This is a genomic window from Bradyrhizobium canariense, from assembly GCF_900105125.1.
In the GTDB taxonomy this organism is placed as follows: Bacteria; Pseudomonadota; Alphaproteobacteria; order Rhizobiales; family Xanthobacteraceae; genus Bradyrhizobium; species Bradyrhizobium canariense_A.
Genome location: NZ_LT629750.1, coordinates 4,646,120 through 4,669,230, shown reverse-complemented (window position 1 = coordinate 4,669,230; position 23,111 = coordinate 4,646,120). Strand labels below are relative to the sequence as shown.

The 23,111-nt window shown below is 61.2% G+C and carries 25 protein-coding genes; 15 read left to right on the top strand and 10 right to left on the bottom strand.

All coding sequences use genetic code 11. The features are described from left to right. The first annotated feature begins 136 nt into the window (after positions 1-136). The 3 genes from BLV09_RS22235 to ppk2 all read left to right on the top strand — a co-directional run bounded on the left by BLV09_RS22235 (position 137) and on the right by ppk2 (position 3,261). On the top strand, positions 137-1,834 hold the full coding sequence (locus BLV09_RS22235) for a SulP family inorganic anion transporter (protein ID WP_146688911.1): 1,698 nt from the start codon (positions 137-139) through the stop codon (positions 1,832-1,834). A gap of 69 nt (positions 1,835-1,903) precedes the next feature. Further along, positions 1,904-2,416 carry a hypothetical protein gene (locus BLV09_RS22230; protein WP_146688910.1) on the top strand — a complete coding sequence of 171 codons (513 nt, stop codon included), beginning with the start codon at positions 1,904-1,906 and terminating at the stop codon, positions 2,414-2,416. Between the two features lie 23 nt (positions 2,417-2,439). After that, positions 2,440-3,261: a polyphosphate kinase 2 gene (gene ppk2 / locus BLV09_RS22225; RefSeq protein ID WP_146688909.1), complete on the top strand. Its 822-nt coding sequence runs from the start codon at positions 2,440-2,442 to the stop codon at positions 3,259-3,261. Between the two features lie 238 nt (positions 3,262-3,499). On the opposite strand, the gene BLV09_RS22220 is transcribed toward ppk2, so the two are convergent. Beyond that, positions 3,500-3,949, bottom strand: a complete 450-nt coding sequence (locus BLV09_RS22220) for a hypothetical protein (RefSeq protein ID WP_146688908.1) — start codon at positions 3,947-3,949, stop codon at positions 3,500-3,502. Between the two features lie 552 nt (positions 3,950-4,501). Next, complete coding sequence (locus BLV09_RS22215; protein WP_146688907.1) at positions 4,502-4,960, bottom strand: hypothetical protein; 459 nt, start codon at positions 4,958-4,960, stop codon at positions 4,502-4,504. On the opposite strand from BLV09_RS22215, the gene BLV09_RS22210 reads away from it, so the two are divergent. The 5 genes from BLV09_RS22210 to BLV09_RS22190 all read left to right on the top strand — a co-directional run bounded on the left by BLV09_RS22210 (position 4,959) and on the right by BLV09_RS22190 (position 9,858). Then, positions 4,959-5,537: a cysteine hydrolase family protein gene (locus BLV09_RS22210; protein WP_146688906.1), complete on the top strand. Its 579-nt coding sequence runs from the start codon at positions 4,959-4,961 to the stop codon at positions 5,535-5,537. The genes BLV09_RS22215 and BLV09_RS22210 overlap by 2 nt on opposite strands. Positions 5,538-5,707: 170 nt before the next feature. Beyond that, the gene (thrC, locus tag BLV09_RS22205) at positions 5,708-7,126 is read left to right on the top strand and encodes a threonine synthase (protein WP_167558853.1); all 1,419 of its coding nucleotides are present in this window, start codon (positions 5,708-5,710) and stop codon (positions 7,124-7,126) included. Next, complete coding sequence (locus BLV09_RS22200; RefSeq protein WP_146688905.1) at positions 7,123-8,412, top strand: M16 family metallopeptidase; 1,290 nt, start codon at positions 7,123-7,125, stop codon at positions 8,410-8,412. Before thrC ends, BLV09_RS22200 begins: the two co-directional genes overlap by 4 nt. Before the next feature lie 46 nt (positions 8,413-8,458). Continuing rightward, positions 8,459-9,046, top strand: coding sequence for a GNAT family N-acetyltransferase (locus BLV09_RS22195; RefSeq protein ID WP_100384473.1), 588 nt, complete (start codon positions 8,459-8,461; stop codon positions 9,044-9,046). A 197-nt stretch (positions 9,047-9,243) separates the two neighbouring features. Continuing rightward, positions 9,244-9,858, top strand: coding sequence for a hypothetical protein (locus BLV09_RS22190; protein WP_146691237.1), 615 nt, complete (start codon positions 9,244-9,246; stop codon positions 9,856-9,858). 202 nt (positions 9,859-10,060) lie between these two features. On the opposite strand, the gene BLV09_RS22185 is transcribed toward BLV09_RS22190, so the two are convergent. The 5 genes from BLV09_RS22185 to BLV09_RS22165 form a co-directional block, all read right to left on the bottom strand. Continuing rightward, the gene (locus tag BLV09_RS22185) at positions 10,061-10,546 is read right to left on the bottom strand and encodes an ATP F0F1 synthase subunit B (RefSeq protein WP_146688904.1); all 486 of its coding nucleotides are present in this window, start codon (positions 10,544-10,546) and stop codon (positions 10,061-10,063) included. 5 nt (positions 10,547-10,551) lie between these two features. Then, positions 10,552-11,100 carry a F0F1 ATP synthase subunit B' gene (locus BLV09_RS22180; protein WP_146688903.1) on the bottom strand — a complete coding sequence of 183 codons (549 nt, stop codon included), beginning with the start codon at positions 11,098-11,100 and terminating at the stop codon, positions 10,552-10,554. A gap of 57 nt (positions 11,101-11,157) precedes the next feature. Continuing rightward, positions 11,158-11,385, bottom strand: a complete 228-nt coding sequence (locus BLV09_RS22175) for a F0F1 ATP synthase subunit C (RefSeq protein ID WP_009796340.1) — start codon at positions 11,383-11,385, stop codon at positions 11,158-11,160. 40 nt (positions 11,386-11,425) lie between these two features. Further along, entirely contained in the window at positions 11,426-12,175 is a 750-nt protein-coding gene (locus BLV09_RS22170; RefSeq protein WP_100384470.1) for a F0F1 ATP synthase subunit A, read from the bottom strand. Positions 12,176-12,244: 69 nt separating this feature from the next. Then, entirely contained in the window at positions 12,245-12,622 is a 378-nt protein-coding gene (locus BLV09_RS22165) for an AtpZ/AtpI family protein (protein WP_100384469.1), read from the bottom strand. A gap of 270 nt (positions 12,623-12,892) precedes the next feature. On the opposite strand from BLV09_RS22165, the gene BLV09_RS22160 reads away from it, so the two are divergent. The 6 genes from BLV09_RS22160 to BLV09_RS22135 all read left to right on the top strand — a co-directional run bounded on the left by BLV09_RS22160 (position 12,893) and on the right by BLV09_RS22135 (position 16,141). Continuing rightward, entirely contained in the window at positions 12,893-13,216 is a 324-nt protein-coding gene (locus BLV09_RS22160; protein ID WP_100384468.1) for an ArsR/SmtB family transcription factor, read from the top strand. Next, complete coding sequence (locus BLV09_RS22155) at positions 13,213-13,650, top strand: SRPBCC family protein (protein WP_100384467.1); 438 nt, start codon at positions 13,213-13,215, stop codon at positions 13,648-13,650. The genes BLV09_RS22160 and BLV09_RS22155 overlap by 4 nt, the downstream gene beginning before the upstream one ends. Continuing rightward, positions 13,647-14,216, top strand: coding sequence for a cytochrome b (locus BLV09_RS22150; protein WP_197684975.1), 570 nt, complete (start codon positions 13,647-13,649; stop codon positions 14,214-14,216). The genes BLV09_RS22155 and BLV09_RS22150 overlap by 4 nt, the downstream gene beginning before the upstream one ends. A gap of 98 nt (positions 14,217-14,314) precedes the next feature. Beyond that, positions 14,315-14,938, top strand: a complete 624-nt coding sequence (locus BLV09_RS22145) for a 2-hydroxychromene-2-carboxylate isomerase (RefSeq protein ID WP_100384466.1) — start codon at positions 14,315-14,317, stop codon at positions 14,936-14,938. A gap of 93 nt (positions 14,939-15,031) precedes the next feature. After that, positions 15,032-15,553 carry a hypothetical protein gene (locus BLV09_RS22140; RefSeq protein WP_167558852.1) on the top strand — a complete coding sequence of 174 codons (522 nt, stop codon included), beginning with the start codon at positions 15,032-15,034 and terminating at the stop codon, positions 15,551-15,553. A gap of 123 nt (positions 15,554-15,676) precedes the next feature. Beyond that, positions 15,677-16,141 carry a secondary thiamine-phosphate synthase enzyme YjbQ gene (locus tag BLV09_RS22135; protein WP_146688902.1) on the top strand — a complete coding sequence of 155 codons (465 nt, stop codon included), beginning with the start codon at positions 15,677-15,679 and terminating at the stop codon, positions 16,139-16,141. 69 nt (positions 16,142-16,210) lie between these two features. Here the strand turns inward: BLV09_RS22135 and BLV09_RS22130 are convergent, their stop codons facing one another. After that, positions 16,211-17,839 (bottom strand): MFS transporter, encoded by a 1,629-nt coding sequence (locus tag BLV09_RS22130; RefSeq protein WP_349537051.1) that lies wholly within the window; start codon positions 17,837-17,839, stop codon positions 16,211-16,213. Positions 17,840-18,197: 358 nt separating this feature from the next. Here BLV09_RS22130 and BLV09_RS22125 point away from each other — a divergent pair, with 358 nt between their 5' ends. Beyond that, entirely contained in the window at positions 18,198-18,869 is a 672-nt protein-coding gene (locus tag BLV09_RS22125) for a response regulator (protein ID WP_100384464.1), read from the top strand. Positions 18,870-18,932: 63 nt separating this feature from the next. Here BLV09_RS22125 and BLV09_RS22120 read toward each other — a convergent pair whose 3' ends face one another. Beyond that, positions 18,933-22,436, bottom strand: coding sequence for a PAS domain-containing hybrid sensor histidine kinase/response regulator (locus BLV09_RS22120; protein WP_146688901.1), 3,504 nt, complete (start codon positions 22,434-22,436; stop codon positions 18,933-18,935). Between the two features lie 194 nt (positions 22,437-22,630). Beyond that, positions 22,631-23,104, bottom strand: coding sequence for a GlpM family protein (locus BLV09_RS22115; protein ID WP_244548784.1), 474 nt, complete (start codon positions 23,102-23,104; stop codon positions 22,631-22,633). Positions 23,105-23,111: the final 7 nt, after the last annotated feature.

Genomic DNA, 23,111 nt, shown 5'->3' with positions numbered 1-23,111 from the left:
GGCACGCCTAGACTGGTTCCCGCGGGTCAAGCGCGGCTGGACCTCAGTCCACTTGCTGCCGCAGCGAGACCCAAAGCAGCGGCCTCGAAAGCCTACGCGGCACCCTCCTGGACGACCTGATATCGGGGAGGACGTCATGAGCGACAAACCGTTCCTGGGACTGGTTGTGCCCTTCGTTCCGGCGGTCGGGTGGATTCGTGCTTACAATGCAAAGGAATTCCCCAGGGACCTTGTCGCCGGCCTGTCGCTTGCGGCGTTTGTAATTCCGGAATCGCTGGCCTATGCGTCACTTGCCCAGCTGCCGCCAGTCACCGGCCTCTACTGCTATCTCGTTGCTGGGATCGTCTATGCCGTGTTCGGGACCAGCCGCCAGCTTGCGGTCGGCCCTACGTCCGCGTTGGCGATTACCGTTGCGACGAGTGTCGTCGCGATGGGCGATGGCGATCTTTCCCGAGCCGTTACTCTCGCTTCAGCCTTGGCGCTGATTGTCGGAGTGGTCTGCATCGCCGGCCGATTTGTCGGCCTCGCCAACGTAGCATACTTCATCTCGGATGCGATCTTGGTCGGCTTCAAAACGGGAGCTGCTCTCTATATCGCATCGACACAACTACCCAAGCTGTTCGGCATTGAAGGTATCACCGGCAACGTATTTGAGCGCTTTGGCCATGTCGTGCTGTCGCTCCACGAGACCCACGTTTTTTCGCTTATTGTCGGCCTCGCAGCAATCGCTCTCTTCGTGACGTTCGGACACTTTTTTCCAGGCCGCCCGACGACGTTATTTGTCGTTGTCGTGGCCATTGCAGTGATGAGCGTGTTTGGGCTGGCCGAGACCGGCATCAAGATCGTCGGCGAAATCCCCACTGGCCTGCCGGCAATCAGCGTGCCGGATGTCCATCTATCCGATATTTCAGCCTTGGTGCCGATAGCACTTGCCTGCGTCCTGCTTGCCTACGGCGAAACGATTTCAGTCGCCCGCAGTTTTGCACAAAAGCATGGCTACGACATCAGCCCCGAGCAAGAGCTCACGGCTCTCGGCGCTGCAAATGTTGCGACGGGATTGGCTCAAGGATTTCCTGTCGCAGGCGGGATGTCGCAGACCGCCGTCAATGATATGGGAGGGGCATCCTCTCCATTTTCCCTGCTCGTGACCTCGGGCGCCATTGCTCTGACGCTGGTGTTTTTTGCGAAATTCTTTCACAACCTGCCTGAGCCAGTTCTAGCAGCCGTCGTGCTGATGGCAGCATCGCACATGGTGCGATTGGACGATCTCCGCCAGTTACGTATTTCATCTCGTGCCGAGTTTCGCATTTCGTTGGTCGCACTCTTCGGCGTGCTATTTTTGGGGTTGCTCGACGGCCTTCTGTTGGCTGCGGTCGGGTCGCTGATGATGGTCGTTGCGCACGCATCGCGCCCGCCCGTCGTCGTCCTTGGGCGTGAGCCGATTGCGGGACATTTTGTGAACCGAGCCAGGTATCCTGAAGCCGCCCAAGCACCGGGCGCGCTCTTAGTGCGTAGCGCGGGAGCGTGGTTCTACTTCAATGCGGACCATATCCGCCGCCAAATCTTCGATCTGTTGAATCAAGCACCCTCGGGGATCAAAACCGTTGTCATTGATTTTTCACTCGTGCCGGCCATCGACGTCACGGCGGGGGGAGTGTTGCGCGGGATGGCGCGGTCCCTCAAATCTCGCGACATCGCGATTGTGCTTGCGGGGCTGCGTGATGACGTTCGAGAAAATCTGACCGCTGTTGGGGCCGAACAGGATCTTGGTTCAATTCCCGCTCACCGCACGATTGAGGATTGCCTGCGCCATGGGGCTGGGTCGTCGTACTGATGAAGAGCCTGGGATAGCGAATGTACATGCAGGACACCCATCCTGCTCCTCAAACAAAAGGAGTTAGACATGTCACAGTCAAGGATCGAACACGGTAGCTCGGATTCCGCACGAGAGCTTGGAGACGAGACCTTCATGTCGGCGGCTGAGTTGCGCAACTACGTGAAGCAGACCGAGATGGCCAGGGCGTTGAAAGACGTGGATTCCTCAGGTGGAACCAACAAGGCGCGCGAGGAGCTTATCAGGTCGTTGTTGCAACCAGTCGCAGTCACGCCCGAAAAGATTGCCGAGGTAAAGAGGCGGGTGTTCGGCCAACTTAGGACCGCTGCAGGAAAAGGCGACAAAGAAGTTTTGGTCATGCGTTTCCCGAATGCGTTGTGCACGGATAAAGGGCGCGCGCTCAATAATTCTGAAAAAGAATGGCCGAGCACCTTGATTGGGAGGCCTCTTCAGGCCTTCGAGTTCTGGCGCGACCACCTCAAGCCCCAGGGGTACGGCCTGAAAGCAATGATCGTGGATTGGCCGCAGGGCCTTCCGGGAGATATCGGGTTTTTCCTTACTTGGGACGAGGCGAAGCGCTGACAGCTGGTGAGGGAGACTGAGGTATGGACCAGATAGCTAACAAGAATCGAAAGGGCGACAAGACCAACGTTCCGAGGCTCAAGCGCAAGGAATACGAACAGAAGTTGCGCGAGCTGCATGTTGAGCTCGTCAAGCTTCAGGAATGGGTGAAGCGTGAGGGCAAGAAGGTGTGCGTGGTCTTTGAGGGACGAGATGGCGCCGGCAAAGGTGGTGTCATCAAGGCCATCACTGAACGAGTCAGCCCGCGCGTTTTCCGCGTCGTTGCCATGACCGCCCCGACGGAGCGCGAGAAGTCGCAAATGTATGTTCAGCGATACTTGCCGCATCTTCCTTCCGGGGGCGAGATCGTGATCTTCGACCGCAGTTGGTACAATCGCGCCGGGGTCGAACGGGTCATGGGCTTTTGCACGGAGGATCAGGCCAAGAATTTTCTGAGCGGAGTCCCTTCGGTCGAAAAGACCATGGTCGAATCGGGAATTATACTTCTCAAGTACTGGCTCGAGGTGAGTCCGGAGGAGCAAACTAACCGGCTCACCGCGCGGATCGACGACAAGCGAAAGATCTGGAAGCTGTCCCAGATGGACCTGGATTCGTATGCGCGATGGAATGATTACACGCGAGCACGTGATGACATGTTCCAGGCGACCGACACCGCGTGGGGGCCATGGTTTATCGCTCGATCCGACAACAAGAGGCGGGCGCGCCTCAATATCATCGCGCACCTGCTCGCAAGTATTCCCTACAAGAAAGTGCCCCGAGGGGATGTCAAGTTGCCGAAACGCAACGTTGCTCGCAGCAAGCCGCTTCCCGATTCTCTGAGAATCGTTCCGGAGGCAGACCTATGAACGCGCGTCCGCGCTGTGGAGGACAGGATAGAGAATCCGGGCGGATGCCTTCACCAAAGTCGCGGCGTGCTCGTCGCCGGCGGTCTTAGTTCAAGCCCTGAGACATTGGACGGCCAGCGACCGCTATCGTCGCGCGCGTCCGCACCACGGGTCATCACGTCGCTGACGTTCGGCACCGTCGATATGCCGAACACCGAGCGATGGGTGTAGGCCGCAAGTCCTTGTCTCGCCGTCGGTTCTAATAGGGCAGGCGGACGGGCGGCAGTTCTACATACGGCACGCGAACAACCGGCGGGTCCACATAAGGCAGGCGGACAGGGGGCAGTTCTGCATAGGGCAGGCGAACGACTGGCAGTTCTGCATATGGCACGCGAACTGGCAGTTCTTCATACGGCAGGCGAGCAACCGGCCCTTCGACATAAGGCAGGCGGACAACTGGCGGTTCTACATAGGGCAGGCCGAAGGTTTGTGGTCCTGCATATGTAACGCCATTGGGTACGCAGCCGCCCCTGGAGCGGCTGCGGTGAAAGCCAGCCTCACAAAAACCACCAACCAGCGTGACTTCAGATGCCGCGACTTCAGATACCAAGACTCGGGTTCGCGCGGGCGAACCAGGAACAGCCTGAGCATCCAGCGAAAACATCGAGGCCACCACGCAGCCAGCCAAAATCGAAGCTATTTTCGACATTCGATTTATTTCCCCCTCATGACGCCCTGATCAATACACGCGACCCCGACTGATGTTGCAAATATAATTGGCCCGTTACCGGCCGACAATCGACTTCTCAGCCCGACGCCTTCAGGCGCTGGGGAGGACGGGGGATCAGGGATTTCCGGCGTCACCCCCCGAGGTGGCTCCGTCAGGTGATTTGCCCCCTGTCCAGTCTCGTTTTCAGAAAAATTCCGCTTCGCCGCTTCCCCAAATCAAATCTACAACTCCCGCCATCCCACCCCACTGGAGGGGCGTATCGCGATCGTCACGGACGCGGGGCGGGATGCGGTGGACGCGGCAGCGACGGGCATCAAACGCAATCGCAGGGCGGGCCGAAAGCGGCCTGTGAGCGGTCAGGGGATGCTGACGAACGGCGCTTGCGCGGACGGCGAAGTCGTGTGGTCCTGACGCCTCGACGCCGGCGTCAAGTCGTGCGGAGGTGGTCGGCCCGACCGGGTCCCGGCCACGATATCCGCGCGATGACGGTGACAACAAGCCCGATCACCGGGGAGAGCACGAAGGAAACCGTTAAAACCATTGCGCAGGGAAGGCCGGGTGTTCCGGTGGACCTGTGGTGACGATGCTCGTGTGCTTTCTACACTTTGCACGCGAGGCTGCGGGTGCAGCGGGCACCCGGCTTTCCCTGCGCCCTCCCTTGAGGGTCGCCCTGCGCCCTCCCTTGAGGGTCGCACCTGCGCCCTTCCTTAAGGGGCGCCCTGCGCCCTCTGATTTCCTGAGGCGACGGGTCCATGCACAGCTCGGGCGCATCGCGCCGCGAGATCGCGGACGCGCACCTGTCAGGTGGCGGATCCGGCAGCACGAAAGCATCAGGCGTTCGATCTTTTTGCCGACGGTATTTTCCATTGCCGCGAAAACCACGCGCTCGGTGGTTGAACAAGTCTGGAAACGAGGGAAAAACGGCATTTCCAGCCGCGCGCCGTCATGGCACATCTGCACCGAAAGCTGATACCCGGAAGTCAAATCCATGAGCCATCATCCGCCATCCCGCGCCGCCTTGATCGTCGTCGACGTGCAGCGTGCATTTGACGAATGGGAAGCTGCGGGAAAGCGGCGAAATAATCCCGAGGCCGTGGCGCGCATCGTCGATCTCTTGAGCGCATTCAGGAGTCACGAAGCACCGATCTTTCACATTCGTCACGAGGGCAGCCGTCCGAATTCCGCCTTTCTGCCGGGTGGGACCGGCTATCCCGTCAAGGACGAAGCGCGCGAGTTGGCGGGAGAGCCCGTCATCGTGAAGCGGGTCAACAGTGCTTTCATCGGTACCGATCTGGAGCGGCAGCTGCGGGCGGCTGATATCAAGACATTGGTGATCTGTGGTGCGACGACAAATCATTGCGTTGAAACCACCACCCGGATGGCCGGCAATCTCGGATTTGACGCCCGCCTGGTCCGCGATGCGACGTGGACATTCGACCGGATCGGCCCTGACGGTGACGCGCACTCGGCTGAGGACATTCACGCGATGACCCTGGCAAACCTCGATGGCGAGTTCGCCCGCATCGTGACGACCGCCGGGGTCATCGCGGCGTTCAAGCCCGCGTGACAGCGCCGCAGGTACCCCGGGGAAGGCCGCGACCGGTCGTCTTACCTGTCTTACGGGCTACCCTTTGACGCCTTGATCTTCTATGGTGCCGCTCGATTTCGCCGATGAGCGGCGAAGATCATCTATCAATATCAAAGGCTTGGCTGGAATCCGGGCCTTTGGAGGGCGGTTTGACGCGGTACATTTCGACCCGGGGGGAAGCTCCGGTCCTAGGTTTCTGTGACGTGATGCTGACCGGGCTTGCCCGCGACGGCGGCCTCTACGTGCCTGAAGTGTGGCCGCAGCTTTCGCCGGCAACCATCGCCGGATTTTTCGGCCGGCCCTATTGGGAGGTTGCGGTCGACGTTATCAGGCCGTTCGTCGGCGAAGAGATCTCCGACGCCGACCTCGGCCGCATGGCCAACGAGGCCTACGCCACGTTCCGCCATCCCGCCGTCGTCCCGATCGATCAGACCGGTCCGAATCAATTCGTGCTTGAGCTGTTTCACGGCCCGACGCTGGCGTTCAAGGACGTGGCGATGCAGCTGATTTCGCGGCTGATGGATCACGTGCTCGCCAAGCGTGCGCAGCGCACCACCATCGTGGTCGCAACCTCAGGCGATACCGGTGGCGCCGCGGTCGAAGCATTTGCGAATCTCGACAATGTCGATCTGATCGTGCTGTTCCCGCATGGCCGGATCTCCGACGTGCAGCGGCGCATGATGACGACGACAGGCGCCGGCAACGTCCACGCATTGGCGATCGAAGGCACTTTCGATGATTGCCAGGCGATCGTGAAGGGATTGTTCAATCATCATGCGTTCCGCGACGCGGTTTCGCTGTCCGGCGTCAATTCGATCAACTGGGCGCGGATCGTTGCCCAGGTGGTGTATTATTTCACCTCGGCGGTCGCGCTTGGGGCGCCGACGCGGACGGTGGATTTCACGGTACCGACGGGAAATTTCGGCGATATCTTTGCGGGCTACGTCGCCAAGCGGATGGGCTTGCCGGTGCGCTGGCTGCGCATTGCCGCCAACGTCAACGACATCCTGCCGCGCACGCTCAAGACCGGCATCTATGAGGTGCGCGAGGTGCACGCCTCAGCCTCGCCGTCGATGGATATTCAGGTCTCCTCCAATTTCGAGCGGCTGCTGTTCGAGGCAAGTGGCCGCGATGCGGCCAGCGTCCGCCGGTTGATGGCTTCGCTGAAACAGTCCGGACGTTTCGTGCTGCCTGATGCGACGCTGGCGGCGATCCGCAGCGAGTTCGACGCCGGGCGCGCGGATGAGACCGAAACCAGTGCTGCGATCCGCGCCGCATGGCGCGAGGCGGGCGACCTGGTCGATCCGCATACCGCCGTGGCGCTGGCGGTGGCGGATCGCGACACGCCGGATTCGACGATTCCCAATATCGTGCTGTCGACCGCGCATGCGGCGAAATTTCCCGATGCGGTGGAAGCCGCCTGCGGCGTGCGTCCGGAATTGCCGGGCTGGCTCGAAGGTCTGATGACAAAGCCGGAGCACATTAAGGTCATGAAGAACGACCAGGTAGAGGTCGAGCGGTTCGTGCTGTCGGTCAGCCGCGCCGCGAAGCAAGGAGTTGCCGGATGAGCGTTGACGTCACCAAGCTTCCCTCCGGCCTCACTGTCATCACCGACACCATGCCGCATCTCGAAACCGCGGCGCTCGGGGTGTGGGCCGGCGTCGGCGGCCGTGACGAAAAGCCCAACGAGCACGGCATCTCGCATCTGCTCGAACATATGGCTTTCAAGGGCACCTCGCGGCGCTCGTCGCGCGAGATCGTCGAGGAAATCGAGGCGGTCGGCGGCGATCTCAATGCCGGCACTTCGACCGAGACCACGGCCTATTACGCACGGGTGATGAAGGCGGACGTGGCGCTGGCGCTGGACGTGCTTTCCGACATTCTTACCAATCCGTCCTTCGTGCCGGACGAGCTGGAACGCGAGAAGAACGTCATCGTGCAGGAGATCGGCGCAGCTCAGGATACCCCTGACGACGTGGTGTTCGAGCATCTCAATGAACTTTGCTACCCGGATCAGCCGATGGGACGCTCCTTGCTGGGGACGGCAAAAACCCTGAAGGGCTTCGACCGCGACACGCTGCGCGGCTACCTTTCGACGCACTATCGCGGTCCCGACATGGTCGTGGCGGCGGCCGGCGCCGTCGATCACAAGCGGGTGGTCGAGGAAGTGACGAACCGGTTTGCGAGCTTCGACGCCGTGGCCGCACCAAAGCCGCAACCCGCGATGTTCGGCAAGGGCGGCTCCCGCGTGGTGCATCGCGAGCTCGAGCAGGCGCATCTGACGCTGGCGCTGGAAGGCGTGCCGCAAAACGACCTGTCGCTGTTCTCCCTGCAGGTGTTCACCAACACGCTCGGCGGCGGGATGTCGTCACGGCTGTTCCAGGAAGTGCGCGAGAAACGCGGGCTTTGCTATTCGATCTATACGTTCCACGCGCCCTACACCGACACCGGCTTTTTCGGGCTCTATACCGGGACCGACCCTGCCGATGCGCCGGAAATGATGGAGGTGATCGTCGACGTCATCAACGATGCCGTCGAGACCTTGACCGAAGCGGAAATCGCGCGCGCCAAGGCGCAGATGAAGGCCGGGTTGTTGATGGCGCTGGAAAGCTGCAGCTCCCGCGCCGAACAGCTGGCGCGCCACGTTCTGGCCTATGGCCGCCCTCTGACCGTGGAAGAGCTGGTGGCCCGGATCGACGCGGTGAGCGTGGAATCGACGCGGAACGCCGCGCGCGGCCTGTTGTCGCGCAGCCGTCCGGCTGTTGTTGCACTTGGCAGCGGCAGGGGTCTGGACACGGCGGTGTCTTTCGCGGAAGGATTGACCAAGTCGAAGGCCAAGGAGCGCCTGCATTGAAGGCTGGTGCACGGCGGCCGAAGTCGGATACCCGGGAGTAACGCCCATGGCGTTGTTTCGTTTGCCATCCAGCGGAACGGCCACGCTCGCGCCACGCGGCCACGGCCTGCTGCTGCGCGCGCCGCAGATGTCCGATTTTCTGCAATGGGCGCATTTGCGCGAATCGAGCCGGAATTACCTGACGCCGTGGGAGCCGATCTGGCCGTCCGACGATCTGACCCGCTCAGGTTTCCGGCGGCGGTTGCGCCGCTATGCCGAGGACGTCGCTGCTGACCGGTCCTACCCCTTTATCGTATTCCGCGAATCCGACGGTGCGATGATCGGCGGCGTCACGCTGGCGAATGTCCGCCGCGGCATCGTGCAGGCCGGCACCATCGGATACTGGGTCGGGCAGCCCCACGCGCATCGCGGCTACATGACGGCGGCGCTGCGCGTGCTGCTGCCGTCGCTGTTCGGCGAACTCAACCTTCACCGCATCGAGGCGGCCTGCATTCCCTCCAATGCACCGTCGATCCGGGTGCTGGAGAAATGCGGCTTCAGCCGCGAGGGCCTGGCGCGGCGCTATCTTTGCATCAACGGCGTCTGGCAGGACCACCTGCTGTTCGGCCTGCTGCACGAGGATTTCCGGGGCTAAGCCCGGTTTGAACCGATGATATGCGCCTCAATATGCGGCTCAAGATGTGCCTTGATATGCGCCTTGGGATCGCCGCCATTGCTTTGTTATAAGGCGGCGATGCGGGTAAAGATGGCATGACAATCCGGGGATGTTGGATGGGTAACAAGCCTGTGCTCGTAACGGCGGTCCGGCCGGGCCGGACGCGCGGCGTCGCGATGCTTTCCGTGATCATGATTGGCCTGACATGCGGCATGCTGAGCTCGCCCGCGTCGGCGCAGTCGCTGACGGATCGCTTCAAGAGCCTGTTTGGCGGCAAGTCCGATCAGCCGGCCCAGGATGCACCGCCGGCTGTGCCACCCGTGGATCAGCCCGACCTGAACTGCCCGCCGGTCAGCATCCGTGCCGGAGCATCCACCTATGCGGTGGGGTTACCGGGCAAGGAGGCCACCGGAGCTGATTTGCGCTTTCAGGCGTCGATCACCCGCACCGCGCGCGATTGTACGCGAACCGGCGGCGATATCACGGCGCGGATCGGTATTCAGGGCCGCGTCATCGCAGGTCCCGCTGGAGCGCCGGCGACCGTCGAAATCCCGATGCGCGTCGCCGTGGTCCAGGGCGGCGTGAACGAGAGGACGATTGCCACCAAGGCCTATCGGACGACGGTGGAAATGTCGGAAGACGGCTCGGTGCCGTTTACGCTGGTCGCGGAGGATCTGGTGTATCCGGCGCCGGTGGGAGCTGTCGGTGATTCCTACATCTTCTATATCGGCTTCGATCCGCAGGCGTTGGCGCCGGAGCCGAAGGCGCGGGCACCGAAAAAGAAGAAATAGGCTGCGCCCTCTGTTTGGCGCGTGTCGCCGGACACGTGCAAAGCCGTGACGCGCGAAGCCGGTATCCGGCGCGCCCGCGGCTTTTCGGTTCAATCGCGAGCGCTTTGGAAGATCGGACACGGGCCGCTTTTGCGGAGCGTGACGCCAAAACAAAAGCCGGCGCGAGGTGATCGCACCGGCTTTTCTATCGGTATCGGTGTTTTCAGTTCAGCTTTTGGCGAACTTCGGCAATGCCCTTGGCCAGCAGGTCGTCGGCGACCTGGCCTTTTACCGATTGCGACAGGATGCTGGAGGCCGCGGCAACCGCGGCGCTGGCTGCCGCCGAGCGGACGTCGGCGATCGCCTGCGCTTCGGCCAGCGCGATCTTGCCCTCGGCGGTCTTGGTGCGCCGGGCAACGAAATCTTCCATTTTGATCTTGGCCTCGGCCGCGATCCGTTCAGCCTCGGCTTTTGCCGACGTGATGATGTCCTGCGCCTCGCGCTCGGCGCTGACATGGCGTGCCTTGTAGTCGGCGAGCAGCTTGGCAGCCTCGTCCTTGAGGCGGCGGGCGTCGTCGAGCTCGGCCTTGATGCGGTCGCGGCGATGATCCAGTGCCGTCAGCACCGTGCGGTGGACGCCGACATAAACGAACACGATCATCAGGATGACGAAAGCGACGGCGACCCAAAATTCCGGTTCAGCGAACATCTAACTTATCCCTTCAAGGACGCGTCGACAGCGCTGTTCACGGACCGGGCGTCGGGCTGCACGCCGGCGAGCCGCTGCACAATGGCCGAAGCCGCATCCGCGGCGATGCCGCGGACATTGCTCATCGCGGCCTCACGCGTCGAGGCAATGGTTTTCTCTGCCTCGGCCAACTTGAGCGACAGCTTTTCTTCCAGAGACTTGCGCTCGGCCTCGGATGCCGCGTTGAGTTTTTCGCGGGTCTCCGCGCCGATCGCCTGCGCCCGGGAACGCGCGGAGGCGAGCTCGCTCTCATAGGCTTTCAGCGCAGCATCGGACTGGTCCCTCAGCTTTTGCGCATCGGCCAGATCGCCGTCGATCCTGCTCTGACGTTCGTCGATTACGCTGCCGACACGTGGCAGCGCGATCCGCGACACGATCAGATAAAGTGCGACGAACGCAATCGCCAGCGACACCAGTTGCGAAGCAAAGGTGTCCTTCTGGAACGGCGGAAACGCACGCTCGTGGGCTTCGGTATGGGCGGTCGTGCCCTTGGCGTCGCCATGACTCTCAGCCACCGGCTTCTCCTGTTCGGCTTAGCGCGTATTCCGTAAGAGAATACGCGCAGGCAAGTCTCAGAGCGCGAACAAGAGCAGGAGCGCGATCAGTAGCGAGAAGATGCCGAGCGCTTCGGTCACGGCGAAGCCGAAAATCAGGTTGCCGAACTGGCCCTGGGCTGCCGAAGGATTGCGCACCGCAGCGGCGAGATAGTTGCCGAAGATGATGCCCACGCCTGCGCCTGCGCCACCCATGCCAATGCAGGCAATACCAGCGCCAATGTACTTTGCGGCAATCGGATCCATGAAACGAACTCCTTGTTGAGGTTTGGTGAGACGGGCCGGATCAGTGGCCCGGATGGATAGCATCGTTGATATAGATGCAGGTGAGGATGGTGAAGACGTAGGCCTGAAGGAACGCGACCAGCAACTCGAGCGCGGTCAGCGCGATCACCATGCCGAGCGGCAGCACGGCGCCGAAGTAGCCGGCGATGCCGAGGCCCGCCAGCAGCGGAATGAAGCTCGCGAAGACCGCGAGCGCGATGTGGCCCGCGAGCATGTTCGCGAATAGACGCACCGAGTGCGAGATCGGCCGCAGGAAAAACGAGAACACCTCGATGAATACGACCAGCGGCAGGATGAAGATCGGAATGCCGCTCGGCACGAACAGCTTGAAAAATTTCAGGCCGTTCTTGTAGAAGCCGTAGACCAGCACGGTGAGGAACACCAGGACGGCCAGCGCCGCCGTGACGATGAGGTGGCTCGAAATCGTAAACGAATAGGGAATAACGCCGACCATGTTGGAAACGGTCAGCAGCATGAAGATCGAAAACACGAACGGAAAGAATTTCATCCCTTCCTTGCCGGCCGTCGATCTGATGGTGTTGGCCACGAATTCGTAGCTCAGCTCTGCCATCGATTGGATGCGCCCCGGCACCATCTGCCGTCCGGCGACGCCGCCGATCATCAGCAGTGAAATCAACGCCACGGAACCGAACATGTAGGCGGATGAATTGGTGAAGGCGATCTCCTGATGGCCGATGTGGCCGATCGTGAAGATCTTTTCGATGTTGAACTGTTCGATCGGATCGATCATCCGCGTGGCATCTCTAAGGTACCGCCGGCCACGCCGACGCTCTGCAATCAATCGGTCCGGCTTTCCGTCTTAACGGCCGGTGCGGTCCGGAACCGCGCCTGCCGATCTCACCACGTTGACCACGCCGGCGGTAAAGCCGAGCAGAACAAACACGATAAGCCCCCAAGGTGAGGTCGACAGCAAGTGGTCGAGACCCCAGCCAAGCAACGCCCCGACAATAACGCCGGCAATCAACTCCGAAGAAAGCCGGAAACCAAGCGCCATTGCCGAGGCTCTGGCAGCTCCGCCTCCGCCTTCTGATCCGGGTTGGTCAGTCCTGGTTTTGCGGCTGCCTCGAATTTCGGACAACCGATGATCCAGACTTCCGAGCCTTGCGGAAAGCGCAGCTTCATCGGACGACGATGTGTCGCGATTTCCGTTTCCGCTCTCGTCCGTGCCTTCAGCCATGCTGTAGAGACCCGAAACGATGCCGCGTTGATGGAAATGACGCCCCGTCACCCTCAAAAGCCGCGCGGACCATACTTACCGCCTCCAACCAAGTCAAGATTGCGTCGTAACCAGTTAGCTCTTTGATTTAGCTCGATTTATCGTGCCTGTCACGAACCGTCTGTGGAGCAATCGCCGCGCTGCAGCAGCCACAGACATGATTGCCGAAGGGTGTGCGCGATTCCGCAAATTCGTCTTGACCAATCCATAACCATTGGGTTATGGGAATTTATGCACAGCGCCCCGGACCTGATCTTTCGAACCCTTGCCGATCCGACCCGGCGGTCGCTTTTCGAGCGGCTCGCGCGCGACGGCGAACAGACGGTGCGCGTGTTGACGGAGTATTCCGGCGTCTCGCAACCCGCGGTGTCGAAACATCTGGCGGTGTTGAAGCTCGCGGGACTGGTGCGCGACCGCCATGAGGGACGACAGACCCATTACAGCGCGGAGCTTCAAGGCCTCGCGCCCCTGATCGACTGGATGAGCCTGTATGGCGTCTTCTGGCGCGACAGGTTCGATCGTCTTGAAACGCTACTGAACAGGATGGATCAATGACCGACGCCGCCACATGTACTTTGCTTGTCGAACGCGTGATGCCGCATCCGCCGGAAAAGATCTGGCGCGCACTCACGCAAGGTCCGCTGATCGAAGAGTGGTTGATGCAGAACGATTTTGAGCCGGTGGTCGGCCATCGGTTCAACCTGCGCAGCAGCCCGATGCCGCATTGGAACGGCGTGGTCGACTGCGAAGTCCTTGTCGTCGAGCCCAATCAGCGGCTGTCCTACAGCTGGAATGCCTCGGGCGATGAGGCGGCGACGGGAATCAAGACGGTTGTGACCTGGACACTGACGCGCACTGAAGCTGGTACCCATGTGCGCATGGAACAGTCGGGCTTCCGTCCGCAAGATACCAGGAACTATCAGGGCGCTACTTACGGCTGGCAGAAATACGTTGCCGGTCTGGAGCGGGTGGCAGCGGGCCTGCCATGAAGATCATGCTGGTATCGCGATTTCACCCGTTGCTGGTGGCGCTGCACTGGCTGCTCGCCATTCTGATCATTGCGATGTTGGGCATCGGCTTCTTCGTGCTTGCGGCGATGCCCAACGTTGATCCGCAGAAGATCGGCATTCTCCTGGTCCATATGTCCGTGGGAATGCTGATCCTCGCACTGATGGCCGTTCGCCTCGTTGTCCGGGCATGGACATCGAAACCGGCCGATGCGACGACGGGCAATCGCCTGCTCGACCGTCTCGCGCCGGCTGCCCATTACGGATTCTATGGTGTGATCTTCCTGATGGTCGCGTCCGGCTATGCGACCGGGATCCTGGCGGGCCTCAACAGGATCGTGTTTCAGCGATCGGGCGAGCCGCTGCCGCCGAGTTTTGCGATTTATCCCACCTTCGTGGCGCACTTCTATCTCGCACTGATCCTCGCTGGCCTTAGCTCGCTGCACGTCGCTGCTGCGCTCTATTACCAGTTTGTCAGGAAGGACCGGTTGTTGCGGCGGATGTGGTTCGGACGGCGCGTCTCAGACGCCTCAATGCGGCTGGAATAAGACAGCCGATCAGGCTTCCGGCGTCGCAATGATCGATCTTGCATCGCCGTGGCGGGTCTGTTGGGATGGTCGCCAGTGTACCTATGCCGGGGAGCCGCATGCCGCGTCGGGTCGACTACTATTTTTCACTTCAATCTCCGTGGGCCTATATCGGACACAAATTTTTCCGGGATGTCGTCGCGGCACACGATCTCGAGGTGAATCACAAGCCGGTGGTGCTGGTCGACCTGTTTTCCGAAACCGGCGGGCTGCCGTTGCTCAAGCGCCATCCGGTGCGGCAGCGCTACCGAATGGTCGAATTGCAACGCTGGCGTGACAAGCGCGGCTTGAAATTTCATCTTCAGCCGGCGAATTGGCCATTCAATGCACGGCTGGCCGATGGCGTCGTGATTGCGGCGATCGAGGCTGGTCACGATCCCGATCGGTTCCTGCGGCGGGCTTTCGCGGCCGTTTGGGAAGACCAGCTCAGTCTGGCCGATCCGGCGACGCTGACCAAGCTGGCCGATGATTGCGGACTTCCCGGCAAGCAATTGGTCGAGCGTTCCGGTTCGGAAGAGATCAGCGCGGCCTATGAGCAGAACCGTCAGGATGCCCTTGCGGCCGACGTGTTTGGTTCGCCGGTCTATGTGCTCGATGGCGAGGTATTCTGGGGTCAGGATCGGATCGAACTGCTCGCGGATGCGTTGAAATCAGGGCGAGCGCCCTATCGTTCGCAGGTGTAGTGTTGTGTTCTGACGCGTCCCTCCGCGCTACCCACTTAGCCCGGAAACGCCAGGTATAAGGAAGCAGTTGCAGTCTTGAGGCGGAGCAATCCCATGCTGACAGCAGCGTCACCTCCGAAATTTTTCATATTCGCCGTCGCCGCGGTGACGATTTTTGGCGTCGGCGGCAGCGTGGCAGGGCAGGCGATACCCGATGCCGAGAATGGCCGCTATGTTCTGTCACCGGTCGCCGATGGCGTGATCAGGCTCGATACCCGGACCGGCGCGGTGTCAAATTGCGCCGACAACGGCACCGGCTGGGCCTGCTACACCGTGCCTGACGAACGCGCGGCGCTCGACGACGAAATCGGCCGGCTGCAGGCCGAAAATGAAAAACTCAAAACACAATTGGCGGAGCGTGAGCCGACGGTTCCCGGCAAGATCGATGAACCGCTGCCGAAATCGGACTCGCTGAAAAAGCCTGAACCTGATGTGGCCGACGGCGCGCGCAAAATCGAAATTCCGTTGCCGAGCGACCGCGACATGGACCGGATGATGTCGGTTCTGGAACAAGCCTGGCGACGTTTGGTCGACATGGCCAATCGCATGCAGAAAGATGTCAGCGGCGGGATTTGACGCAGGCTCGCGCGATGACTCCATGAGTGGGGGAAGCGAAGCGTTCCCATCAACAGCCCGTCGCTTGTATTGGGGTGAGCGGGGCGCGAAGAGCGGCTTTGCCGACCCTACAAAGGTTATTCCATGAACCTGATATCCCACAGCGCCCCATCGAGCGTCACTGCGGCCACCATCGCGACCTCGCTGCTGACGATTCAAACGTCCGGGGCCGGCTTCGTCGATCTTACCGCCGAGGTCGCGAAATTTGTGAAGGAGGCGAAGGCGAGGGAAGGGGCGGTGACGCTGTTTATTCGCCACACCTCGGCGTCGCTCACCATTCAGGAAAACGCCGATCCGTCAGTGCTCGACGACCTGATGACGGCGCTTGACCGGCACGCGCCCGAGGACGCCGGATGGAGCCACGATACCGAAGGCCCTGATGACATGCCGGCGCACGTCAAGACCATGCTGACGGCAACCTCGCTGCACATCCCGGTCCTGAAAGGCGAGCTTGCATTGGGCACCTGGCAGGCGATTTACCTGATTGAGCATCGCGTGCGCCCACATCGGCGCGAGGTCGTGCTCCAGTTCATGGGAAGCGTTAGCTAAGAAAAACCGGCCGCGGATCGCGCCGCGGCCGGGAGGGATAGAGGGCGGCTCGTCGCCGCCGAATCAATCTCAGGTCTTGGTGATGTCGACGTCCTTGGTTTCCGGCAGGAACAGGAAGCCAACGATCAGGCTCATGATCGCGATTCCGACCGGATACCACAGGCCGGAATAGATGTTTCCGGTCGCTGCCGCGATCGCGAACACAGTCGCCGGCAGGAAGCCGCCAAACCAGCCGTTGCCGATGTGGTAGGGCAACGACACCCCACTGTAGCGAATGCGGCTCGGGAACAGTTCGACCAGCCATGCGGCGATCGGCGCATAGACCAGCGTCACGTAGATCACCAGAATCCAAAGCATCACTGTCGTCATGACGTAGTTTATCTCGGCTTGATCCGCAGAAGCAGGGTAGCCGTGGGCCTTGATGGCCGCGGGCAGTGCCTTGGCGAAATCCGCGCTGTCGGCGGCCAGCGTCTGGTCGCCGATCTTCACCTTGGCTTTGGTCCCGGCCGGCGCCGTTTCATTGTTGTAGTTCACTGAAAGATTGACGAGTCCGGATTTGGCCACGTCGCAGCTCGTGGTGAATTTTTCCGTGCCCGTCGCCTTGAACTGGAACGAGCATTCAGCGGGGTCGGCGATCACGGTAACCGGTGAAGCTGACAACGCCGTCTCGAGCTTCGGGTTGGCGAAGTGAGTAATTGCCTTGAAAATAGGGAAGTACGTCAACGCGGCCAGCAGGAAGCCGGTGAGGATGATTGGCTTGCGACCGATCTTGTCCGAGAGCCAGCCGAAGATGACGAAGCCTGGCGTGCCGAGCGCCAGCGCGATCACGATCATGATCTGCGCATCGATGGCTGGCACCTTGATGGTTTGGGTCAGGAAGAACAGTGCATAGAACTGTCCGCCGTACCACACCACGGCTTCGCCCGCGGTCGCGCCGAGCAATGCCAGGATCGCGATCTTGGCGTTGTCCCATTGGCCGAACGCCTCGCTCAGTGGACGCTTCGAAGTGGTGCCTTCTTCCTTCATTTTCTGGAAGACGGGCGATTCATTCAGGCTCAAGCGAATCCAGATCGACACCGCAAGCAGGATACCCGACAGCAGGAACGGGATGCGCCATCCCCAATCGCCGAACGCGGCTTCGCCCATCCAGCTGCGAATGCCCAGGACGAGGAGCAGTGCCATGAACAGGCCCAGCGTCGCAGTGGTCTGAATCCATGACGTGTAGTAGCCGCGCTTGTTGGCCGGCGCATGCTCGGCGACGTAAATCGCGGCGCCGCCATACTCACCGCCGAGCGCAAGGCCCTGCACCAATCGCAGCGCGATCAAGACAACCGGCGCGGCAATTCCCCAGCTGCCATAACCAGGCAACAGACCGATGAAGAAGGTGCCGATGCCCATCAGGGTCATTGTGACCAGGAAGGTGTATTTGCGTCCGACGAGATCGCCGAGGCGGCCGAAGATCAGCGCGCCGAACGGTCGGACGGCGAAGCCCGCGGCGAAGGCGAGCAGCGCAAAAATGAAGCCGACATTCGGCGGCACATTGGCAAAAAAGTACTTCGCCAGGAACACGCCGAGCGTTCCGTAGATGTAGAAGTCGTACCATTCGAACACGGTACCCAGCGATGAGGCGAAAATGACTTTTCGCTCTTCACCTGTCATTCCTCCGGAGCGGACGCCACGGTCCGCCGTTGCTGCCATTGTCATTGTCCACTCCCCGAAATTATTGATGCCCCCTCGTCCGTTCGCCGGTCTTCGCCGGATTAACCTGGGGCGTTTTGCCACGGTAACATCGCTGTGAAACCTGACCAAATAAGACTTTCGGCGCTTTGCACGACATTCTTGGGAAGCGATACGCATTTCCGCGCATCAACGGTTCTCCCGGACCCCGTGTATTGCAGCGCACAAACAGCGGTGGATTAACCGCTTTGCCGCGAGGCAACATTGTGCGCTTGCATGCGACCGCCCGTCAGAGGACAATTGCACCAAGGCGATCCGCGCGGCAAAACGTCAGGGAGCGGTTGCGGATTTACCCCAACCGTGTTGCAAGAAATAATAAATGACTGCCAGCACCCGCCTCATTATTGCCGATGACCATCCCTTGTTCCGCGATGCGTTGCGGCAGGCGGTCGCAAGTGTCGTGAGCACGGCAAAGATCGACGAAGCGGGATCGTTTGAGGAACTGACCTCGCTGCTGGAGCAGGACTCCGACGTCGATATGGTTTTGCTGGATCTGTCGATGCCGGGAATCAGTGGCTTTTCGGGGCTGATTTACCTGCGCGCGCAATATCCGGCGATCCCCGTGGTGATCGTATCGGCCAGCGACGACGGCAGCACGATCCGCAGGTCACTGGATTTCGGCGCCTCGGGATTCATTCCCAAGCGGTTCGGCGTCGAGACATTGCGCGACGCCATCGTAAAGGTGATGGACGGCGATGTCTGGGTGCCGCCGGACACGGACCTGTCTGCCGCCGCGGACCCGGATATGACCCGGCTGCGCGACCGGCTGGTGACGCTCACCCCGCAGCAGGTGCGCGTGCTGATGATGCTGTCGGAAGGACTGCTCAACAAGCAGATCGCCTATGAGCTTGGCGTGTCGGAGGCGACAATCAAGGCGCATGTCTCCGCGATCCTGCAAAAGCTCGGTGTCGAAAGCCGCACCCAGGCCGTGATCGCCGCGGCCAAGATCGCCGGCGGCCAGTGGCGGCAGGATACGCCGTCACCGCAATAGCGCGTATTCCGCAAAAGCGGATACCGGTTTTGCGATCAGAATATGCGCGAACTGAAATAGATCTTATTCCGCCGCCGCCACCGTCTGTTGGGCGCGCCACTGACCGATCAGGGCTCGCAGTGATGCCGGCTTGACCGGCTTGTTCAACACCGCGATCTGTTCTTCCCGCGCAGCCGCCCTGACATGCGGACTGCGATCCGCCGTGATCAGGATCGCCGGGAGGCCATCGCCGAAGCGGCGGCGAATGTCACGGATCGCAGCGAGGCCGTTGCCGCGGTCCAGGTGATAATCCACCAGAAGACCGGTGACCTGTCCGCCCGCGGTCTCGATCGCATCGATCGCGGCATCGGGATCGGCCACGGCAATGACTTTGGCGTTCCAGGCCGTCAGCAGCGTTCGCATGCCGTCCAGGATCGCCGCATCATTTTCGATGCAAACGATGAGGGCGCCGCTCATCGGGGTTCTGGACAGCGGCGTGGCGCTGGTGACTGCCGCGGTGTGGTTGATGGCGTTGGCGGTGGGTACCATCACCGAGAAAAACGAGCCGCCACTGATATTGGAGTCGAGCGCGATGCCGTGGTTGAGGACGCGGGCGAGGCGTTCGACAATCGATAGTCCGAGCCCCAGGCCGCGGGCAATCCGCGCGCCCTGCTCCAGCCGATGAAACTCCTTGAAAATCTCGCCGCGCTTGAGAATGGGAATGCCGACCCCGGTATCGTAAATGCAGATCTGCAGCGATTGACCGTGACGCCGGCAGCCCACTAATACGCGTCCGCGAGGCGTGTATTTGATGGCGTTGGAGATCAGATTCTGCAACAGCCGCCGCAGCAGCAGCCGATCGGATTCCACCGGCAGCGAACTCGGCACAAAGGTCAGCTTCAGCCCCTTGGCCCGGGCGATCGGGGCAAATTCAATTTCGAGCGAACGCATCAGGTCGCCGATCTTGAAGCTTGTGATCGACGTCGTCATGGCGCCGGCGTCGAGCCGGGAGATATCCAGCAGCGCGCCGAGGATTTCCTCGATCGCCTCAAGCGAATCGTCGATGTTTTCGACCAGCCGGGAATCCTCGCCGCCGCTTTGGCGCTCGACGAGGCTCGTCACATAGAGCCGGGCCGCATTCAACGGCTGCAAGATGTCGTGGCTTGCGGCCGCCAGAAAGCGCGTTTTCGAGATGCTGGCGTCCTCGGCGGCGCTTTTGGCCAAAGCGAGCTCGGAATTCAGGCGCGTCAGTTCTTCGGTGCGATCGCGCACGCGCTTTTCCAGCGTGGCGTTGGCGCGTTCCAGCGCTTCGGCCGCCTCAAACGAGGGGGTGACGTCGGTAAAGGTGATGACTAGGCCGCCGCCCGGCATCCGGTTGGCGCGCACCTCGATTACCAGATGACGATCCGGAAGTCGCTCCAGATATGGCTCGCCCAGGGACGTGTAGGCGGCGAGGCGCCTCTCGACCACGGCGCTGTCGTCGCCGAACCCGGAAGGGTTGATGGCCCCCATGAATTCGAGGATTTCGCGCAAGGGGATCCCGAGTTGCACGAGATGGGGCGGCAGGGCGAGAATTTCGCCGAACTGCCGGTTCGAGCAGATCAGCTGCAAGTCGGCGTCGAACACGGCGATTCCTTGCCGCACGTGATTCAAGGCGGTCTGAAGGATCTCACGATTGAAATGCAGCGCGGCGTGAGCGTCGTCGAGCAGCTTGAGCGCTGCCTTGGCGGAAACGGTGCGCTTGCGCAACAAAAGCGACATCACCAGGCGCGAGGAGGCGGCTCCGATCGAGGAAGCGATCAGATACTCGGCGTGCTGCAGCAGTTCAAAGTCGGCCGGCGCGGTTGGTTCGAGGGTGGTGGCCGCAAAGGCCTCGAAGGCATCTTGGGCCCGGTCGGGGCCCAAATACTGCGCCACCGTCCCCTGAATGTCCTGCACGGTAACCGTGGAGCGCCAGCGCCGGAATGTTGGTGTGATCGGCGCCAACGCTTTTGGTATGAACAGGTCTGCCTGCACAAGCTCGATCGAGGATGGTTGACGCGCGAGCGACAGCACGATGTAGGTCAGGATGTTGAGCGACAGGCTCCACAGCGCGCCGTGTAGAAGCGGCGGCAAATCGGCGCCGAACAGCGCTTGCGGGCGAAGCGCCTCGATGCCGAACGGACCGTGCTGGAGCAGCAGCAGGCCGGCGGTATTGCCTTCCAGAAAGCTCGGAAGAAACAGCGTGTAGATCCACACGGCGATACCGACCAGCATGCCTCCCATGGCGCCAGCCGCGGTCGAGCGCCGCCAGAACAGGCCGCCGAAGAAGGCCGGAGCGAGTTGCGCGATGGCGGCAAAGGACAGCAGACCGATCGCCGCCAGTTGGGCATTGCCGAGCGCGCGATAATAGAAATAGGCCATCGCCATGATGGCGAAGATCGCGAAGCGGCGGATCCTGAGCAGGAAGTCGCCAAAGTCCTTCTGCGTGCCGCGCGCCTCGCCGCTGCGCTGAAGCACCCAGGGCAGGACAATATCGTTCGAGACCATGATCGACAGCGCGACGCATTCGACCATCACCATGGCGGTTGCGGCTGACAGGCCTCCGATAAAGACACCGACGCTCAACAGCGGCGCGTTGCCCTCCATCGGCAGCGCCAGCACATACATGTCGCTGTCGACGGCGCCGAACGGGAAGATCACCAGACCGGCGAGCGCGATCGGGATCACGAACAGGTTGATGGCAACCAGATACAGCGGAAACAGCCAGCGCGCCCGCCCGACCTCGGCGTCGCCCGAGTTCTCGACCACGCTGACGTGGAACTGCCGCGGCAACATCAGGATCGCGCAAAACGACAGCAGCACCATGGTGAGGAAGTTGCCGATCGACGGCACGTAGTCGATGGCGCGCACCGCTTCCGGCGTCTTCATCGCGCGCTCGATCAATTCGACCGGATTGAACATCCAGAAGGTGACGAACGCGCCGGCGGCGAGAAAGGCCACCAGTTTCACGATGGATTCGGTCGCGACTGCAAGCATCAGGCCATGCTGATGCTCCGTCGCGTCGGTCTGGCGGGTGCCGAACAGCACTGCGAATGTCGCCATCGCGAACGTCACCATCAACGCGATATCGCCGATGATCGGAATTTTGGAGAAGGCCTCGTCTTCGCTGAGGATCGTCTCCAGCGATGACGCCACGGCCTTGAGCTGGAGCGCGATATAGGGAACCGATCCGATGATCGCGATCAACGCGACGGTGGCGGCGACCGCCTGGCTTTTGCCGTAACGGGCGCCGATAAAATCGGCGATCGAGGTGATGTTCTGCGATTTGGCGAGCTGAATTACCCGGCGAAGCAGCGGCGTGCAGCAGGCGATCATCAGGATCGGGCCGACATAGATCGCGAGGAAGTCAACGCTGGTGCGGGTGGCGAATCCGACCGAGCCGAAAAACGTCCAGGAGGTGCAATAGATCGCCAGCGACAGCGGATAGATCAGCGCGCCGGCGCGCCCGCGCTGCGCCACCGACAGGCGATCGCCGCGGCTGGCCACGAAAAACAGGAACCCGATGTAGCCGAATGCGGCCGCGATCACGCCCCAGTCGTGCAGCATTGCTGCTTGCTCCTCAGATCATGATCCGATCGGATCGCGATCTCATCTGTCTGTTTGAGCATGATCTTGTCGGAAAACCGGTTCCCGCTTTTCCGGATCATGCTCTTGCGTCTCACTCCGTCACAAAATCTAACGCTTTGCGCGCGCGCAAGCGACAGCGAATTTCCTATTAAATTCAAGAATTAAGATCGTCGTTAAGCCGAGCGGAGGGCGAGGAAAATGGCTAACGCAACGATCAGCCAGGTGGCGAGCCCGCCAAGCAGGGCAACCCGGTAGTCGAGCCGGCCGATCGTGAAATAGCAGACGCCCAGAAAGGCCAGGTAGGCTGGAATGGTCTTGGCGCCGGCGACGCAGGCTTCCCGGAATCCGGCATTGTCATTTTTCGCCCCGACAACCAGCAGCGCAATCAGCGCAAAGGTCGGAAACAAGGGCAGGATGCCAGGCAATGTATTGCCTCGCTTCGAGAGCCAGACGATCGCCGCCGTCATCAAGCCGCCGACGATGCCTTTCCAGATTATTTCCATCAGCGCGTGTTCCGCAAAATTGGGCACCGGCTTTGCGACGAGAATACGCGCGAAATGAACAGGCGGGGTATTCCGCAAAAACTCGCCCTCGGACTCGATCCGAAGGGGGAAGGCCGGTTTTGCGGCCAGAATACGCGCTAACAAATGAAGC